The following is an 18044-nucleotide window of genomic DNA, read 5'->3' as shown; positions in this document are numbered from 1 at the left end:
GTGGACCAAATCTTCCGCATCGTGGATGATAACCGCGTCGGGGTCCCAGTTGTCGATCAACGCGCGCCAGATCTGGTTGAGATTGGCCGCCTTCGTTGTGGGGCCAGAGCGCGCGCCGACCACGGTATTGACCCGTTCGTCCGTAACCATGCGAACGGCGGCGGCGGTGGCGAGGTCGTTGGGGTAGACGCCCACGAAGACGCGGTAATCACCTGGCCCGAACCGCTGCAGCATGGTCGCCAGCATCGCGCCGATCACCGGCGCTTCGTCCCAGGTCGGCACCAAGATGGCGAACCGCATCGGTGGCGCGCCGGGCAGCGTGGCGAGTGTGAGCGGTCGCCGTGCGCGAAGCAGGCGACGGGTCCAGAACACAAGGTCGACCGCTACGTCGTCAAGCCCCCCGATCAGTAGTCCGACCGCGGCAAAAAGCATCAACTCGCGCGCCACCGTGTCGATCACTTCCAGCGCCCCCGCCGCATGTCGTCGTCCGACATCGATGCCGTCTTCATCGTTCAAGCTCGCCAACGGCGCAAGCAGAGAGAGATGCAAAAAAAGCGACTGCCTTACGGGTTCTTAACGTCACTTCGTTAGGCCGACATTCGTGTTTCCCAGGCTGACCCGACCATGACTGAAATGCCGCGCTTCTCGCCATTGGAATCGGTGCCGCCACCGTCGTTGACGCAAGCGGTAGGGGCGGTGTTGTCAATCGCGGGTTCGGCGAGCACCATCCTGCTCGACCGTGCTTCGCTTGCGGCCGGCGCAAACGACGTCGACCCGGTCGTCGCGAGCGCCGGCCAGGTAGGGGGGCAGGTCAAGATGCGCGTCGGCGCGGCGTGGATCGTCGCCAATGTGCGCTCGCTAAGGCTGCAGGACACGAGCGGCACAATGATCGCCGCCGAGATCGATTTTCTGGGCGAAGGGGACGAGGAGCGGCTGACCGGCAAGCTCTACAATTTCCGCCGCGGCGTGACCCGCTACCCCACCCCGGGCGCAGAGGTGTACCCGGTCACCACGGCGGATCTGAAGCAGGTCTATGCCGCCGACGATCGCGCGCATATCAGCGTCGGCACGGTGTACCCGACGCGCGACATCCGCGCCGCGCTCTACGTCGACGCCATGTTGGGCAAGCATTTCGCGCTGGTCGGCTCGACCGGCACGGGTAAGTCGACCAGTGCCGCGTTGATCCTGCATCGGATTTGCGAGCTCGCGCCGCAGGGCCACATCATCATGATCGACCCGCACGGCGAATATTCCGCCGCGTTCAAGGGCAATGGTGCGCTGTTTGACGTCAACAACCTTCAATTGCCCTATTGGTTGATGAACTTCGAGGAGCATTGCGAGGTCTTCCTTACCACCAGCGGGTCCGAGCGGCAGATCGATGCCGACATCCTCGCCAAATGCCTGCTGATGGCCAAGCACAAGAGCCGGTTGGGTCAGGAGATCGCCAAGCTGACGGTCGATGCGCCGATCCCGTACATGCTGTCCGACCTTACCAACCTGATTGGGCTGGAAATGGGCAAGATGGATCGGGCGGGCGACACCGCGCCTTACCTGCGTCTGAGAACCAAGATTGACGAGATCAAGGCCGATCCGCGCTACGGGTTCATGTTCTCCGGCATGCTGGTCGCCGATACCATGGCAAGCTTTCTTGCACGCATCTTCCGGCTGCCCGGCGACGGCAAGCCGATCTCGATCGTCGACGTGTCGGGCGTGCCGTCGGATATCACCGCCGTGGTGGTCGCGGTGCTCAGCCGCATGACGTTCGACTTCGCGATCTGGAGCCGCAACGAGCCCAAGCGCCCGATCCTGCTCGTCTGCGAGGAGGCGCACCGGTATATTCCTGCGGGCAACGACAACGCCAGTTCGGTCGGCCGCATCCTTGGCCGGATCGCGAAGGAGGGGCGCAAATACGGCGTCTCGCTCGGGCTGATCACGCAGCGGCCATCCGATCTGGCGGAGGGCGTGCTGTCGCAATGCGGCACGATCATCGCGATGCGCCTCAACAACGACCGCGACCAGGCCTTCGTCCGCGCCGCAATGCCAGAAGGTGCGCGCGGTTTCCTCGATTCGATCCCAGCGCTGCGCAACCGCGAGTGCATCATCTGCGGAGAAGGCGTCACCATCCCGATCCGCGTCTGCTTCGACGGGCTGGCGGAGGAGAAGCGTCCCGCCTCGGGCGATCCACTCTTCTCGCAGCTCTGGCGCGAGACCGGCGGCGAGGATCAGATCATCGCGCGAACTATTGCTAAGTGGCGCGCGCAGGGGAAATAACCCTCATTCCGATCCCGCACGCGACGCATTTGCCGCGAGCGACGCTTTGGACATTCAAAGTTCCCAAAGGTGTCGCAAACACGATTGATTCACGGATGCCGGACTCATGCCCGGAACACATTTCGCGTGTGCCGGCGCGGTCGGTGTTCGTCATCGTTAAATAACGGGGCTAGCCAATGGGCGGGTGATGGCACAGCCGCCGCCTTGTAGGACACCGAAATGCGCGCTGTTGGCCGTGGCGCGCGCGAGACGCTAATGTCCTGCGATGGACCCCATGACGATCACCCTTCCCCTCGCCGCCGGGCTGGTAGGCGGGGCAATGAACGCGCTCGCGGGCGGCGGTACCTTCGCGACGCTGCCCGCCCTGATTGCCTTGGGGCTGCCGGCAAACGTCGCCAATGCGACCTCCAACGTCGCGCTGTTGCCTGGGGCTGCGACCAGCGCCTGGGCGTTTCGCGACGAACTGGGGCCGGTCGGTGGCGTGGACTGGCGGCTGCTGGGCGCCATCACCTTCGCGTCGGCGCTAGTCGGCAGCCTGCTGCTGGTGGCGACGCCGACGCGCGCGTTCGACCTGATCATCCCCTGGCTGCTGTTGTTCGCGTTCGTTATCATCGCTTTCGGCAAACACGCGACGGACTGGCTGCACGATCGCGTGACGATCGGCCGACCGACGCTGATCGGCGCACAGGCGCTTCTGGGCGTCTATGGCGGCTATTTTGGTGGCGGCGTCGGTTTGATGACCACAGCTGTCTATGGGCTGCTCGCCGGGGTGAGCCCGCGCGCACTGTTCGCGCCACGCGTAACGATGCTGGGGATCGCGAACCTTGCTGCAGCGGGGGTGTTCGTCGCGTTCGGGCTGGTGGCTTGGGCGGCGTGCGTCCCGATGCTGCTCGGCGCGATCGCGGGTGGCTGGGTCGGGGCGAAGGTGGGAAAGCGGCTGCCGGCGCGCGCGGTTCGCGCATGGACGCTGCTGGTCACCGGCGTCACCACGGCCGTGTTTTTCTGGCGCGCCTACGCCTGACGTTCTAGCGCCGGGCCATGACCGTCGTGACCCGTTTCGCGCCGTCGCCCACCGGGCGGCTGCATGTCGGCAATCTGCAACAGGCGTTGCGGAACTGGCTGTTCGCCCGTCAGCAGGGCGGCCGTTTCCTCCTGCGCCTCGACGATACCGATCAAGAGCGGTCAGAGGCGCGATACGCCGACGCGATCCGGGACGATCTCGCCTGGTTCGGGATCGTGCCTGATGCGGAGGAGCGGCAGTCGGCACGGTTCGATCGGTACGAAGCGCGCTTTGCCGCGTTGGTCGAGGCAGGGCGCATCTACCCCGCATATGAAAGCGCGCAGGAGTTGGACCTTCGGCGCAAGGTGCTGCTGGGGCGCGGGCTGCCACCGATCTACGATCGCGCGGCGTTGGCATTGGGCGATGGCGAGCGGGCGCGGCTGGAGGCGGACGGTGTGAAGCCGCACTGGCGTTTTCGGCTCGATCACGGCCGCGCGCTGCAATGGGACGACCTGATCCGGGGCTTGCAGCTGTTCGATCCGGCGACGATGAGCGATCCGGTGGTGCGACGCGCGGATGGGTCGTGGCTGTACATGCTGCCGTCGGCTATCGACGATGTGGAGCTGGGCATCACGCATGTGCTGCGCGGCGAGGATCATGTGTCGAACACGGCCCTGCAGCTGCAGATGTTCGAGGCGATGGGCGCGACGCCGCCCCGCTTCGCGCATGCGGCGCTGCTGACCGGGTCGGAGGGCAAGTTGTCGAAGCGGCTGGGATCGCTGGGGGTCGAGCATTTCCGTGATGCTGGGATCGAGCCGGCGGCGTTGCGGGCGTTGCTGGCGCGGTTGGGGACGAGCGATGCGGTGGAGCCGCTGGTCGAAATTGGCCCGTTGGTCGATGGTTTTGCCTTCGCTAAGTTGGGGCGGGCGCCGGCTAAGTTCGACGAAGCGGAACTGGCGCAGGTCAATGCGCGGGTCGTGCATCAGCTGAGCTTTGGCGATGTCGCGGAGCGGCTGCCGGCGGGGATGGGCGAGGCGGCGTGGGACGCGGTCAGGCCCAATCTGGAGCGGGTCGCGGATGCGGCGGTCTGGTGGCGGGTGATCGAGGGGCCGGTCGCGGCCGTCGAGGAGGACCGCGAGTATTTGGCGATGGCGGCCGAGGTCGCGGCGGCGATGCCGTGGGAGGGCGACCCGTGGCATGCGCTGACCGCCGCGTTGAAGGAGCGGACCGGGCGCAAGGGCAAGGCATTGTTCCTGCCGCTGCGGCGCGCGTTGACGGGAATGGACCACGGGCCGGACATGGCGGCGCTGTTGCCACTGATCGGACGCGAGCGGGCGGTGGCGCGGCTGAGCTGACGACGGCGCTTGCAACCGTTCTCAAGCTGTGATGTTATAGTGTTACCTGAGTCGGGCGGCAGATCCGATGCGGGGACCCTTCGTCACAGGAGACAAGAGGATGTACGCGAATCGCTATCAGTCCGGAAAGCTCGACCCCGCTAGCCTCAGCCTGTCGGTAAGCATCGTCGGCGGGTTGATCGCCGCGGCGTTGCTGGCTGGCACGGTCATCACGGAAATCGATAAAGCCGACCCGCCCTTGCAGACGTACACGGTACCACCGGAGACGCCGCCACCGCCGCCCCACCCCAAGCCGAAGCCCGAGGTCGAGCCGAAAGCCCGCACCCCCGTCGTCGTCGAGCCGCGCGTGCCGGTGCCGACCCAGACCGAGCAGCCGGTGTTCAAGCCGGCCGATCCCGTCGCGACCTTCGAACCCGGCATCATCGAGGGCACGGGCAGCGCGGTGATCGAACCGCCCAAGCCGGTGCCGACGCCTGCGGTGTTGACGGGGGCGGGCGTCGACCCGCGCTACGCGCGCGACTTCCAGCCGATCTACCCTGCCACCGAGCAGCGCGCGGGCAACGAGGGCGTGGTGACGCTGCGCGTGCTGATCGGCAGCGACGGGCGCGTGCGACAGGTGGAGCGGCTGACCGCGCCCAGCGACGCGTTCTGGCGTGCGACGGAGAGCCGCGCGCTGACGAAGTGGCGGTTCACGCCGGCGACGCGCGACGGGGTCGCTTACGAGAGCTGGAAGACCATGACGGTGCGGTTCCGGATCGACGGCGAAAGGTAGGCGGCGCGGACCCTCACCCTGCCGCCTTTGGCGGCTGTCCCTCTCCCGCTTGCGGGAGAGGGAAGGGTAGCGGACCGCCGCAAGCGGCATTATCTACTTCTCATGATCCCGAAAACGCTCAAGAAGATCCAGCCGGGCGGGGCGTGGGCCGATGTCCGCTATTTCTTCGGGAAGCTGGGCGAGCCGCACCAGTTGCTGTTCCTGCTGCTGGCGCTGGCCACCACCGCGCTGACGCTGTGGGCGCTGTATGTCGAAAGCTATCGCGAAAAGGAGTATAAGCGCGAGATCATCTATGTGCAGCAATGGCGGCTGGACCGCACGGATGCCGAAATCGTCGCGCAGCAGAAGATCGACGGCATCGAACAGACGCGCCGCATCGCCGAGGAGAAGCGGCTGCAGGAAGAGCAGCGGCTGAAGTTCAAGAAGATCGACGACAAGCTGAAGAAATACGGGATCTGACGCGCAGCGGGTGAGGGAGCGTAGCGCAGCGACGATCCACACCGGCATGCGCGGACGGCTCACATCGCCGGGTGCTGCATCCGCCGCGACTTGAGATTGGACACCGAGCCGAGCTGCTACCCGCCTTCCCCGGCGGAAGCCGGGGCCCGGTCGGCCGCGCCGGGGGGAAAGCTGCGCAATGGTCTGGGGGAGGGCTTCACTCTCCAGGCGCGGGATAGCTATTGGCTCGGCACTGCGGTGGCTTGATTGTGTCCGGCATGGCCGACTGGGCCCCCGCTTACGCCGGGGAAGGGAGAAGCCGTCGCGGGGATCCGCCGGGGAGGGCAGGTCGCCGGAGACGGGTTCGGTTCTTCCGATCGTTGCGCTAAGTCCTTCGCCATGTTGAAGCCCCATGACCACCGCTGGATGGGCGTGGCCCTCGCGCTGGCGGAGCGGGGGCGGGGGACAACGGCGCCCAATCCCGGTGTCGGGTGCGTGATCGTGCGCGACGCGACCGTCGTCGGACGCGGTTGGACCCAGCCGGGGGGGCGGCCGCATGCCGAGGCGATGGCGCTGGATCAGGCCGGCGCGGCGGCGCGGGGAGCCACGGTCTACACGACGCTGGAGCCGTGCGCGCATCGCTCCGCGCGCGGGCCGGCGTGCGCCGACCTGCTGATCGACGCTGGCGTGGCGCGCGTCGTCGTCGCGATGCGCGATCCCGACGCGCGCACCGATGGGTCCGGCATGGCGCGGCTGCGCGACGCGAGCGTCGAGGTCGTCGCGGGCGTGCGCGCGGAGGACGCGGCGCGGAGCATGGCGGGGTTCCTGACCCGGCAGGCGCTGGGGCGGCCGTTCGTGACGTGCAAGCTGGCGACGTCGCTGGATGGCTGCATCGCGATGGCGTCGGGCGAGAGCCGGTGGATCACGGGACCGGAGGCGCGGGCGCACGCGCATGGGGAGCGGAGCCGGCACGAGGCGATCCTGGTCGGGCGGGGGACGTGGGAGGCGGATGCGCCGGCGCTGGACGTGCGGCTGGCGGGGCTGGAGGGACGGTCGCCCCGGCGGGTGGTGCTGTCGTCGTCTCGTCATGCCGGGCCTGACCCGGCATCCAGGCCCGATGCAGGCGCGGTGCTCAACGAGGACGCGTTGCGCGCGGAACCGCGCTGGACCCCGGATCGGGTCGGGGGTGACGAAGTACTCTGGATAAGCGATCCAACTCAGGTCGCGACGCTGCCCGGCGATCACCTGCTCGTCGAGGGCGGAGCACGGACCGCAGCCGCGTTCCTGCGCGCGGACCTGGTCGACCGGTTGCTGCTGTATCGTGCGCCGGTGCTGATCGGCGGCGGGCTGGCGGCGATCGGCGACATCGGGCTTGGGTCGCTGGGCGAGGCGCATGGGCGCTGGCGATTGCTCGACGAGCGTCAGCTTGGCGCGGACCGGCTGGAGGTCTACATGCGCAACCGATGTTCACCGGAATCGTCTCCGACATAGGCCATATCCGCTCGGTGGAGACGCGCGGCGATACGCGCGTCGTGGTCGCCACCGCCTACGACACCGCCACCGTCGATCTCGGCGCGTCGATCAGCTGTTCGGGCGTGTGCCTGACCGTTGTCGACAAATCCGGTCCTGGGGGCCCGCAATGGTTCGCGGTCGATGTGTCCGGCGAGACGCTGTCCCGCACCGCGCAGGGACAGTGGAGCGAGGGCAAGCGGCTGAACCTGGAGCGCGCGCTGAAGGTCGGCGACGAGCTGGGCGGGCATATCGTCACCGGTCATGTCGACGGCGTCGGGGATGTCGTGGGTGTCTGCCCGGAGGGGGACTCGCGGCGCATCGGCATCCGGCTGCCGCGTGAACTCGCCCCGTTCATTGCGCCCAAGGGTTCGGTCACCGTCGACGGCGTGTCGCTGACGGTCAACGAAGTCCGTGACGGCGATGACGGCACTCATTTCTCGATCAACGTCATTCCGCACACGCAGGCGATGACCACGCTGGGCGAGCTGGAAGCCGGGCAGGCGGTCAACATCGAAATCGACGTGCTCGCGCGCTATCTGCAACGCATGGAGGCCTATCGTGCCCGCAAAACCGATTGAGCTTTCGCGTCTGCGCCACGGCTTCCTGTCGTCGCCCGAGGAGATCATCGACGAGGCCAAGAACGGCCGCATGTTCATCCTGGTCGATGACGAGGATCGCGAGAACGAGGGCGATCTGGTCATCCCCGCGCAGATGGCCACCCCTGAGAAGATCAACTTCATGGCCAAGCACGGCCGCGGGCTGATCTGCCTGGCGCTCACGAAGAAGCGGGTCGAGGAGCTCGGGCTGGAGCTGATGAGCCGCAACAACGGCACGCAGTTCGAGACTGCGTTCACGACCAGCATCGAGGCACGCGATGGCGTGACGACGGGCATCTCCGCCGCCGATCGCGCGCGTACGGTCGCGGTGGCGATCGACGCGGGCAAGGGTCGCGACGAGATCGTGACGCCCGGCCATGTCTTTCCGCTGGTCGCGCGCGACGGCGGCGTGCTGGTGCGGACCGGGCATACCGAGGCGGCGGTGGATGTGTCGCGGCTCGCCGGACTAAATCCCTCGGGCGTGATCTGCGAGATCATGAACGAGGACGGCACGATGGCGCGGCTGGACGACCTCGTCGCCTTCGCCCAGCTCCACAATCTCAAGATCGGCACGATCCGCGACCTGATCGCCTATCGCCGCCGCTACGACCACCTGGTCGAGAAGCGCGCGGAGGCGAAGTTCACCAGCCGCTGGGGCGGCGAGTGGACCGCGCTGACCTTCTGGAACAAGGCGACCGGCTCCGAACAGATCGCGCTGGTCAAGGGGCGCGTCGACCCGAGCAAGCCGACGCTGGTGCGGATGCACGCGCTGTCGACCTTTGCCGACATCTTCGGCGAGGAGGGTGAGCGCGGCGACCTGTTGCACCGGTCGATGGAGATCATCGGCGCGGAAGGGGCGGGCGTCATCGTGGTCATCAATCGCCCGCGCGCGGACCAGTTCACCGTCGCGCTGCAGGCCAAGGCGGGTACGCGCAAACCGGACATGGAGGAGCTGCGCGACTATGGCGTCGGCGCGATGATCCTGACCGAGCTGGGGGTGGAGGAGATGGTGCTGCTCACCAACACGCACCACACGCTGGTGGGGCTGGACGGGTATGGCTTGAGCATCGTGGGTGAGCGGGCGATCGGCTAGATCCTCCCCGTTTGCGGGGAGGTGGCGCGCGGCGTAAGCCGTGTGACGGAGGGGCTTCTCGATCGAGGGCGGCACGCGTGGAGAGCCCCCTCCACCACCCGCCTTCGGCGAGCAGTACCCCTCCCCGTACACGGGGAGGATCTAGGAGGAACACATGGCCCATATCCTGATCGCCGAGGCGCGGTTCTACGATCATCTCAACGACCTGCTGATCGCCGGCGCGCGCGCCGCGATCGAGGGGGCTGGGCATAGCTGCGAAGTGGTGACGGTGCCCGGCGCGCTGGAGTTGCCCGGCGCGATCTCGCTGGCGGCCGATTCGGATCGGTACGACGCCTATGTCGCGCTTGGCGTGGTGATCCGCGGCGAGACGTACCATTTCGAGGTCGTCGCGGGCGAGAGCGCGCGCGGGATCATGGCGTTGACGCTCGACGGCCTCGCGGTCGGCAACGGCGTGCTGACGGTGGAGAACGAAGCGCAGGCGCTGGCACGTGCCGACCCCGCGCGAGGGGACAAGGGCGGCGGCGCGGCGCTGGCGGCGCTGGCGATGCTGGGGTTGCGGGAGCGGTTTTCGGGTTAAATCCTCCCCGTTGAAGGGAGGTGGCGCGCGGCGCGAGCGGCGTGACGGAGGGGCTCTCCCGCAGGCGACGACTGAAGAGCCTGCAAGCTGAAGTGAGACAAGCGCAGGGTTCGACACGATCCCGGCGATGCGGTGGCGGTTGGCATAGCTCAGGAACAGCCCACGCGGTCGCCGCCAGATCTCGCTGAACCGCTCGCAGCCCTCACCGACTGTCGGGGTGTATACCAGGGGCAGCATCCGCGGCATGAGACTTAAGCCGCGATGTCATGATCAATGATCCCCTCCTGCGGGCCTGGGGGACGGGAGACTATTCGGCGGCGACGACGCCTTTGGGCAGATCCTCAACGGGGCCAAGCCGACCGGCCAGCGCGGCGTCGAATTGGTCTCGATCAAGCGCGCCCTCCCACCGCGTGACGACCACCGTGGCCACAGCGTTGCCGATGAAGTTGGTCAGGCTGCGGCATTCCGACATGAACCGGTCGATGCCGAGGATCAGCGCCATGCCCGCGACCGGCACCGACGGCACGATCGACAGCGTCGCGGCGAGCGTGATGAACCCCGCGCCGGTCACTCCCGCCGCGCCCTTGGACGACAGCATCGCGACGCCGAGCAGCAACAGCTGTTGCCCCAGCGTCAGGTCGACGTTGCACGCCTGGGCGATGAACAGCGCCGCGAGGGTCATGTAGATGTTGGTGCCGTCGAGGTTGAAACTGTAGCCGGTCGGAACGACCAGCCCGACGATCGACTTCGGGCAGCCCGCGCGCTCCATCTTCTCGATCAGGCTCGGCAAGGCGCTCTCGGACGACGAGGTGCCGAGTACGAGCAGCAGCTCGGCCTTGAGATAGCCGATCAGCTTGAAGATCGAAAAGCCGCAGAGCCGGGCGACAACGCCCAGCACGACGATCACGAACAGTAGCGAGGTGAAGTAGAAGGTGCCGACGAGGAAGGCCAGATTGGCGAGCGCGCCGACGCCGTACTTGCCGATCGTGAATGACATCGCGCCGAATGCGCCGATTGGCGCCGCCTTCATCACGATGCCGACGAGCTTGAAGAAGGCGATCGAGACGTCGTCCAGCAACTCAAGCACCTTGGCCCCACGGTCACCGATCAGCGCGAGCGACACGCCGAACATGATCGACACGAACAGGACCTGCAGAATGTTACCCTCGGTCATCGACGACAGGAACGTGTCCGGGATGATGCCGGTCAGGAAACCAGTGAGCGTCGTATCGTGCGCCTTGGCCGCGAATTCGCTTACCTTGGACCCATCGAGCGTCGCCGGGTCGATGTTGAGCCCCGCGCCCGGTCGCACGACGTTGGCGACGATCATGCCGATGATCAGCGCGAGCGTCGAGAAGAAGAGAAAATAGGCGAATGCCTTGCCTGCTACGCGCCCGACCGACTTTAGGTCGCGCATGCCCGCGATGCCGGTGACGATCGTCAGGAAGATGACGGGTGCGATGACCATCTTCACGAGTTTGATGAAGGCATCGCCCAGCGGCTTGAGCGCCTCCCCAGTGGCGGGCGCGAAATGGCCCAGCAGGACACCGGCGACGATCGCGGCGAGCACCTGGAGATAAAGCTGGGCGTACCAGGGCCTGGACGCGGGTGGCGGCGCAAGCGCTCCGGAGGTTGGAATGATGATCATGAGCTTGCCTTCATCCTCCCGACGCAGGCTCCGCCTCTCCGTGGACGGTTCCCAAATGGTGCATGATGGAGGAAAGTGACCCAGCAGCACTCCGGCAACGATCGCCGCCGGGACCCGGACATGAAGGTGGCAATAGAAGGGGACGCTGGCGAGCGCCTCGGCACCCGGTGCGCGGTCCGTTTCTGATCAATGATCCGTTGCCGACCCAAGGCATCCCGCTCTTCGCAACGGAGTGCGGGCGTGCGTGAGCCGGGCATGTATGTCCCCGACGCCTGCTCCGCTCTCCGACCAGTCCATTTGGTTCGAAACAATCCGGTACTTCCTTGTTAGGTATCGAACGAGCTTAGGATCACGCGCAGGCCCAGGACTACCGCGTCCCCGAGATCCTGCCGCCAGGACGGGTTGACGATCCATTGCAGCTCAGGCTGCACATGAACGTGATCGTTAAGCCTGAACGCGGCCGTTAGCTCGGTCGAGGTCTCGGCACGCTCGAGAGGGGTGAGCATCCGCGCCGTTCTGCCGGTGCGCGCATGGGCGACCCCGATGCCAAGCCGCACAAGCTTCAGGTCGGCGACCATGCCACCGCCTGCGTAGACGGCGATCGTGTTGATCTTGGGATTGGCGGCGCCGGCGCGAACCCACAGGTCGATGCCGCGCTCGTCGCTGAAATCGAGGATGCGCTGTTGGAGCAGCGCATAGCCGCCATGATTGCCGCGGCGTGATCTGGAGGCCTTATCGAGGTGGTCAAAGCGGGACGTGTAGGTCCAGACCCCAATCTGCCCGTGACCTCTGCCGATCGCGCGCGCCACCTCGCCGATCAGCAACCCGCCGCGTCTGCCCGGAAAGCTCGCCACCGTCCGGCGCGGGTGGGTGGGGCTGCCCGCAACCCCGTCGAAAGCACCAAGCCGGACCGTCCAGTTCCCCGTCGCGTACCGGACAAACACCGCGCCCGCCGCTGTAGGGAAGATTGACGGACCGTTCTCGCCGGTCTGGGAGAAGTCGGCACCGATGCCGTGCGAAGCATTCAGGAACAGCTTGCCGGCTTCCTGCTGGTCGAATTCCGAGTTCAGGTCGATGAGGCCAGCCTTGAATGTCAGCCTGTCGCTCGCGGCATAGCCGACCCAACCTTCGAACAGCCGCAGCGCGCCGGTCGCCTCGATATTGCTGACGACCTGCGCATCGCCGACGAAGCGATCGCTGAACCGGCCGCTGACATGCTGGACGGAGACGTGTCCGGTCCATCCGCGCGCACCGCTTCGATAGCCATCGAAGGATAGCGAGGCGTCGATCTTGGTCAGGACGTCGCCACCGTGTGCCAGCCCGCCCGCAACGTTCGTCAGCGCGTCGGTCGTCACCAGCAGCGCCGGCTTCACCACCGGCTGCGCCGCCGCGGGGCAGGGCAGAGCCACTAGGCAGGTCAGGACAACCGCCGGCCAGTGCGGCAACGGTGCTTTCACCCGATCCGGCCTGCGATCGATCGGACGAAAGCGCCGCCGCACCGCCATCGGCTCCGGGAGGGGCCTCCCGCTCCGGTGACCGGGCGCGAGCTCATGTTTGCGCGAGGATCAGCACGAACGGGAGCGCCGCACCGGCCGCGAAGGCCATCGCGGCCGGCCGCCGCGTCACCCGGCTGGCGAACGCGATGATCATGCCGAGAACAATCGACACGGCCATGCCCAACGAGACGAGTACGACGAACAGTTTCATGATCAGAACCGCGGTATGCGATGCTTTTGGGCCACCGCCGGCGCGAAGCGATGCCGCGTATTTAGCGGCCTGCTGCTCGACCTCGACCGGATCGGGCGGCGTCTGATCCCTATGGATCGCACCTATCCACACCAGGACTTGCGGAGGGCGGCCGCCCCACCCCTTGGGTTCGTTGAGGCGGAAAGTCTGAAACGCGCCGCTGACCGCGAATAGCAGCAGCATCGGCGCAAAGAACATGCCCACGTACAGGTGCCACCGTCGCACTTGCCGCAATGTTTCGTTCCTCATGACATCCTCTCTCTACGAGTGTTTCTTTTCGGCACGTGCCTAAGCCCGGATCGGAATTATGCCGAGCAGCAGCGACACCGCGAAAAACACCAGGAACGATCCCAGTGCCCATTTCATCGTGAACCTCTGGTGCTCGCCAAACTCGATGCCGACGAACCCGACCAGCAGATAGGTCGAGGCGACCAGCGGGCTGAGCAGGTGGACCTGCTGGCCAACCAACGATGCGCGGCCGATCGCCTCCGCGCTGACACCGTACGCGGCACCGGTCTCTGCCAGGATAGGCAGCATACCGAAGTAGAACGCGTCATTGGAGATGAAGAAGGTGAACGGGGCGCTGATCAGCGCGGTTATCGGCGCCATGTAGGGCCCCCAGGCGGGGGGGATCGCCGCGATCACCGACGCCGACATGGCGTCGACCATCTTCGTGCCCGACAGGATGCCGGTGAAGATGCCGGCTGCGAACACCAGTCCGGCCACCGCGAGCGCGTTGCCGGCATGTGCGGCCAGCCGCTCGCGCTGCGCTTGCAACGACGGAAAGTTGACGGTGATAGCGACCGCATAGGCGAGCATGAACAGCACCGCGAGCGGCAGCCAGCCCATGATCAGCGCGACCAGCAGCCCGGCCGTCAGCGCCAGGTTGAACCAGAACAGCTTGGGCTTGCGCGCCTCAACATGGCTTTTGTCATCTTCGGCGATGATCTCGCTTGCGCTGGCCGTCTCGTCGATCGCGTCGGCCGGCAGTTTCGCGAGACGCATCCGCTCGCGCAGCCCGAACCGATAGGCGACGAACAGCACCCAGCCGGCGGTCGCCGCCATCGCCGGAATCAGCGGCACGAAGACCTGACCGGCGTCGAGCTTCAGCGCGCTCATCACCCGCGCGGTCGGGCCGCCCCAAGGCAGGATGTTCATCACCGCGCCGGCCATGATGACGATGCACGCCAGCATGCGAACGTCCATCTTCATGTGGCGGTACAGCGGCAGCATCGCCGCCGTGGTGATCATGTAGGTGGTGGTGCCGTCGCCGTCGAGCGACACCAACAATGCCAAGACGGCAGTTCCGACCAGGATCCGTACCGGGTCGCCATGCACCAACTTCACAATCACGGCGATCATCGGATCGAACAGGCCGACATCGATCATCAACCCGAAGAACAGGATCGCAAAGACCAGCATCACGCCCGTCGGCGCGAGCTCCGTCACGCCGTCCATCATCATCTTGCCGAGGTCGGTGACGTCGATGCCCGCCGTGACGCCCGCCAGCAGCGCGAACAACACGGGAATCAGAATCAGCGCCACGATCGCGGACAGCCGCTTGGTCATGATCAGCGTCATGAATGTCGCGACCATCGCGAAGGCCAGAAACGACAGCATGATCACTCCCCGTGGTGGCCGCCGGTTGGCTCCGACTCGCCGATCAGACCCACGTCGATGCACATCGACCCACGCCTGTTGCAGCGATGTAGCGGGGCGAAGCTGTCATCCAACTGTCAGGGGCTTAGAAGCGCACCAGCACGCGCAAGCCCCTGCCACTCGCGGGGGAACGCAATTCGATCTCGGCGCCGATCGCCTCGGCCAGCGAACGGGCAATGGGCAGCCCCAGCCCGCTCCCGGGCACGTCCGAACCACGATTGAGCCGCGTGAACCGCGTAAACGCGCGCTCCCGATCCTCAGGCGCGATCCCCGGGCCGTCATCCTCGATCGCGATCGACCGATGGCCCACCTCCACCGTCACGGTGCCGCCGGCCCGGTTGTAGCGGATCGCGTTGTCGATGATGTTCAAGACGAGCTCGCCCGCAAGCGCAGCGTTGCCTGGAATCAGCGCCGGACGTCGCGTTGCGGGCGAAAACACCAGCTCTATGTTCGCGCGCACTGCGGCGAGAGCGCATTCGCTGGCGGCGGCGGCGGCGACCTCGTTGAGATCGGTCGGTACCAGCGCGACCGTACTGGGCCCGGCAGCGTCGGCGCGCGCCAGCGTCAGCAACTGCACGAGCAACTGGCGGAGCCGTTCGCTTGCCTGATCGATGTCGTCGATCGAGGCGGTTGCCTCGGCACTGCCGGGCGCCGTCCGGCGCAGCAGTTCCACATGCGTGCGCAGGATCGACAGCGGTGTGCGCATCTGATGCGAGGCGTCGGCCGTGAAGCGACGGATACCGGTTACACTCGCGTCGAGACGTCCCAGCATAGCGTTGAACGCCCTGACAAGGTCGCGCAGTTCGCGCGGCACCGAAGTCAGTGAGAGCGGGGTCAGGTCGGCTGCCCCACGGCGATCCATCTCGTCGCGCACCTGCGCCACTGGGCCTAGACCCCAACGCACGGCAAGCGGCAGCATGATGGCCGCCGCACCAACCAGAGCTGCTTCAAGCAGCGCGAGCGCAATAAGCATCTGCCTCGCGGTGCGCTCCCGGGTATCGAGCGTCTCGGCCACTTCGATCAGTACCGGCCCCGAGATCTGCGGGAGGCTGCGCGCCTCCGCAACGATCCGGATGTCGCGTCCGAGATAGCGTCCCGTGCCGAATGCCACTTCGGTGTCCGCCAATCCCGGCGGCGCGATGCTGGGGAGATCGGCATAGCCAGTCAGCACTCGTCCGCGGTGACGCACGCTGTAATAGACGTTGTCCCGCGCGGTGCTCTCCAACATGCCGAAGATCGCCGGCGATAGCTCCAGGGCAATAGCCCCATCCTCCACCGACAGTGACTCCGCCATCGCGCGTGACGCCGCGCTCAGGATGCGGTCGTTCACCGTTTCAACGGTCTCACTGATTGCCCAAGCGCCGCCAAAACCCAGTATTACTGCAAGCGCGACCATGGGTAATGCCATTCCGACTAGCAGGCGAACGGCCAACGACCGGCTTTCTTGCCCGTGTTGTTGCGTCGCGCCGCTCACAACGGATCCAGCACGTAGCCAAGCCCCCGGATCGTGCGGATGGAGGGACCGTCGGGTTCCAGTTTCCGGCGAAGCCGCGCGACATACACCTCGATCGCATTGGGCGCGACCGGTTCGTCATAGCCAAATACTTCGGAATTAAGCCGCTCCTTTGAGATTACCTTGCCTGCACGGAAAGCCAATCTTTCAAGTACGGCCCATTCGCGCCGCCGCAGCTCGAGCGGCCGCCCGTTGATGGTCGCCACGCCCCGCGAAGTGTCGATCGTCAAGGATCCAACCGCGATGATCGGCGATGCCTCTCCCTCGGATCTGCGCAGCAATGCGCGGATGCGTGCCTCGAGCTCTGTCGGCTCAAACGGCTTGAGAAGGTAGTCGTCCGCGCCAGCGTCGAGCCCGCCTACTCTGTCATCGAGGGCGTCACGCGCGGTGAGGACCAGTACCGGCGTCTTGTTTCCCGCGCGTCGCAGGCGGCGCAGCACCTCAAGGCCGGATATGTCCGGTAGCCCAAGGTCCAGGATCACGAGCGCAAACGGCTCACCATCCAACATCATCAGCCCCGTCTCGCCATCCGAGGCGATGTCCATGACGTGGCCGGTGACGCGCAGCATGCCGGCGATGCCGCGCGCAAGTGAGGGGTCGTCCTCGATCAGCAGGATACGGGCCATAATCTCCGCGTCATCTGCGGCATTGACAGGGCGCAAGTCCAGTCGAAGATGGTCAGATGACGTGGATCATGTCGATCGCACGTGCGACCCGGTCACTCGCGACAATGCTCGTTGTCGCTGCAATGGCGGGATGCGCGCCGCGGCCCAATCCGGAAGTGCCTGCCGGCTACGACGCAAGCTATGCGGACGTGATTGCTGCCGCCCGAAGGGAGAGGCGGCTCGACATCTGGTCGACGACGGACGCAGGCCAGGTGAAGGAACTGCTCGCCGGCTTTCGCCGGCGCTACCCCGGAGTGGCCGTGGCCTATCACGACCTGCCCTCCAGCGAAATTCACCGGCAGTTCCTGGCCGACCTGGAGGAGGGGCGCCCGACGGCGGACCTGTTGTGGAGCTCGGCGATGGACCTCCAGATCAAGCTGGTGAACGACGGCTTCGCCCAGCGCTACGCCTCGCCGGAGAGCGAGGCGCTTCCGGAATGGGCCAACTGGAAGAACGAGGCCTGGGGCATCACCGCCGAGCCGATCGTCATGATCTATAATCGACGGCTGATCGCACCCGCCTCTGTTCCCACCAGCCACGTGGAGTTCCGTCAGCTGTTGGAGCGACGCTCGGATGTCCGTCTTCGCGGCAGGGTCGCGACCTATGACCCGCAGCGTTCCGCGGTCGGCTATCTGTATCTCTTGCAAGATGCCGGAGCGACGCGCGACTTGTGGCGTACCGTCCGTGCGCTTGGCGCCGCCCGCGCGCGACTGTTCACCACCACGGAGGCAATCATCGCCGACGTCGCGTCGGGCCGTTCGGCGATCGGCTACAACGTGGTCGGATCCTACGCCGCCGACGAGATGCGGCGCAGTCCGCAATTGGGCCTTGTCCTGCCGCACGACTATACGCTCATCATGTCTCGCATCGCGGTGATCCCGGCACGCGCTGCGCACCCGTCCGCTGCGCGCCTCTTTCTGGACTATCTGCTGTCGAGGGAAGGACAGCATGCGCTCGCCCTTCATTCCATGCCGCCCGTCCGCCGCGACGTTGCCGCGCCGCCTGCACTGGCCGTTCGCGCCGGCTCGGCGCGCGCGATCCGCGTCGGTCCGGCGCTGCTCGTGCATCAGGATCAGCTTACCAGGAAGGGCACGATGGCGAAGTGGCGCGCCGCTTTCAGCAATGGTCAGTCAGTCGGCCCAGCCAATTAGAGCTTCCACGGGACCATCCGGGCGGATTGCATGGCGAGCGACGCCGGA

General features: G+C 66.4%; 17 protein-coding genes and 1 pseudogene. 10 read left to right on the top strand and 8 right to left on the bottom strand.

Annotation, left to right across the window (positions count from 1 at the left end; genetic code table 11):
- The coding region (locus tag JWN21_RS06240; RefSeq protein ID WP_299647348.1) for a glycosyltransferase at positions 1–516 on the bottom strand (516 nt) is incomplete at its 3' end.
- A 117-nt stretch (positions 517–633) separates the two neighbouring features.
- Between JWN21_RS06240 and JWN21_RS06235 the strand changes: the two genes are divergently transcribed.
- The 9 genes from JWN21_RS06235 to ribH all read left to right on the top strand — a co-directional run bounded on the left by JWN21_RS06235 (position 634) and on the right by ribH (position 9614).
- Entirely contained in the window at positions 634–2271 is a 1638-nt protein-coding gene (locus tag JWN21_RS06235) for a DUF87 domain-containing protein (protein WP_299647350.1), read from the top strand.
- 274 nt (positions 2272–2545) lie between these two features.
- On the top strand, positions 2546–3292 hold the full coding sequence (locus tag JWN21_RS06230; protein ID WP_299647346.1) for a sulfite exporter TauE/SafE family protein: 747 nt from the start codon (positions 2546–2548) through the stop codon (positions 3290–3292).
- Between the two features lie 17 nt (positions 3293–3309).
- Positions 3310–4626 (top strand): glutamate--tRNA ligase, encoded by a 1317-nt coding sequence (locus JWN21_RS06225; protein WP_299647344.1) that lies wholly within the window; start codon positions 3310–3312, stop codon positions 4624–4626.
- A gap of 100 nt (positions 4627–4726) precedes the next feature.
- Complete coding sequence (locus JWN21_RS06220; RefSeq protein ID WP_299647342.1) at positions 4727–5398, top strand: energy transducer TonB; 672 nt, start codon at positions 4727–4729, stop codon at positions 5396–5398.
- Between the two features lie 102 nt (positions 5399–5500).
- A complete protein-coding gene (locus JWN21_RS06215; RefSeq protein WP_299647340.1) occupies positions 5501–5857 on the top strand; it encodes a hypothetical protein in 357 nt (118 codons plus the stop codon).
- Positions 5858–6235: 378 nt separating this feature from the next.
- A complete protein-coding gene (ribD, locus tag JWN21_RS06210; protein ID WP_299647338.1) occupies positions 6236–7327 on the top strand; it encodes a bifunctional diaminohydroxyphosphoribosylaminopyrimidine deaminase/5-amino-6-(5-phosphoribosylamino)uracil reductase RibD in 1092 nt (363 codons plus the stop codon).
- Entirely contained in the window at positions 7300–7926 is a 627-nt protein-coding gene (locus JWN21_RS06205) for a riboflavin synthase (protein ID WP_299647336.1), read from the top strand. Before ribD ends, JWN21_RS06205 begins: the two co-directional genes overlap by 28 nt.
- Positions 7907–9037, top strand: a complete 1131-nt coding sequence (ribB, locus tag JWN21_RS06200) for a 3,4-dihydroxy-2-butanone-4-phosphate synthase (RefSeq protein WP_299647334.1) — start codon at positions 7907–7909, stop codon at positions 9035–9037. The genes JWN21_RS06205 and ribB overlap by 20 nt, the downstream gene beginning before the upstream one ends.
- Positions 9038–9191: 154 nt before the next feature.
- Positions 9192–9614, top strand: a complete 423-nt coding sequence (gene ribH / locus JWN21_RS06195; RefSeq protein ID WP_299647332.1) for a 6,7-dimethyl-8-ribityllumazine synthase — start codon at positions 9192–9194, stop codon at positions 9612–9614.
- Positions 9615–9728: 114 nt separating this feature from the next.
- Here ribH and JWN21_RS06190 read toward each other — a convergent pair.
- The 7 genes and pseudogenes from JWN21_RS06190 to JWN21_RS06160 all read right to left on the bottom strand — a co-directional run.
- Positions 9729–9851 (bottom strand): annotated as a pseudogene (locus JWN21_RS06190) (hypothetical protein); the annotation flags it as partial.
- Positions 9852–9921: 70 nt separating this feature from the next.
- Positions 9922–11262, bottom strand: a complete 1341-nt coding sequence (locus JWN21_RS06185; RefSeq protein WP_299647330.1) for a dicarboxylate/amino acid:cation symporter — start codon at positions 11260–11262, stop codon at positions 9922–9924.
- A gap of 326 nt (positions 11263–11588) precedes the next feature.
- On the bottom strand, positions 11589–12671 hold the full coding sequence (locus JWN21_RS06180) for a carbohydrate porin (RefSeq protein WP_299647328.1): 1083 nt from the start codon (positions 12669–12671) through the stop codon (positions 11589–11591).
- A gap of 139 nt (positions 12672–12810) precedes the next feature.
- Positions 12811–13206, bottom strand: a complete 396-nt coding sequence (locus JWN21_RS06175) for a hypothetical protein (RefSeq protein ID WP_299647326.1) — start codon at positions 13204–13206, stop codon at positions 12811–12813.
- 90 nt (positions 13207–13296) lie between these two features.
- Positions 13297–14628, bottom strand: a complete 1332-nt coding sequence (locus JWN21_RS06170; protein ID WP_299647324.1) for a citrate:proton symporter — start codon at positions 14626–14628, stop codon at positions 13297–13299.
- 124 nt (positions 14629–14752) lie between these two features.
- Entirely contained in the window at positions 14753–16063 is a 1311-nt protein-coding gene (locus JWN21_RS06165) for a sensor histidine kinase (protein WP_299647322.1), read from the bottom strand.
- 74 nt (positions 16064–16137) lie between these two features.
- Entirely contained in the window at positions 16138–16806 is a 669-nt protein-coding gene (locus JWN21_RS06160) for a response regulator transcription factor (protein ID WP_299647320.1), read from the bottom strand.
- A 56-nt stretch (positions 16807–16862) separates the two neighbouring features.
- On the opposite strand from JWN21_RS06160, the gene JWN21_RS06155 reads away from it, so the two are divergent.
- Positions 16863–17996 (top strand): ABC transporter substrate-binding protein, encoded by a 1134-nt coding sequence (locus JWN21_RS06155; RefSeq protein ID WP_299647318.1) that lies wholly within the window; start codon positions 16863–16865, stop codon positions 17994–17996.
- Positions 17997–18044: the final 48 nt, after the last annotated feature.

The organism is Sphingomonas bacterium (assembly GCF_028292945.1).
Taxonomy (GTDB): domain Bacteria; phylum Pseudomonadota; class Alphaproteobacteria; order Sphingomonadales; family Sphingomonadaceae; genus Sphingomonas.
The sequence above is the reverse complement of the archived record's forward strand: the minus strand, read 5'-3'. Positions and strand labels throughout refer to the sequence as shown.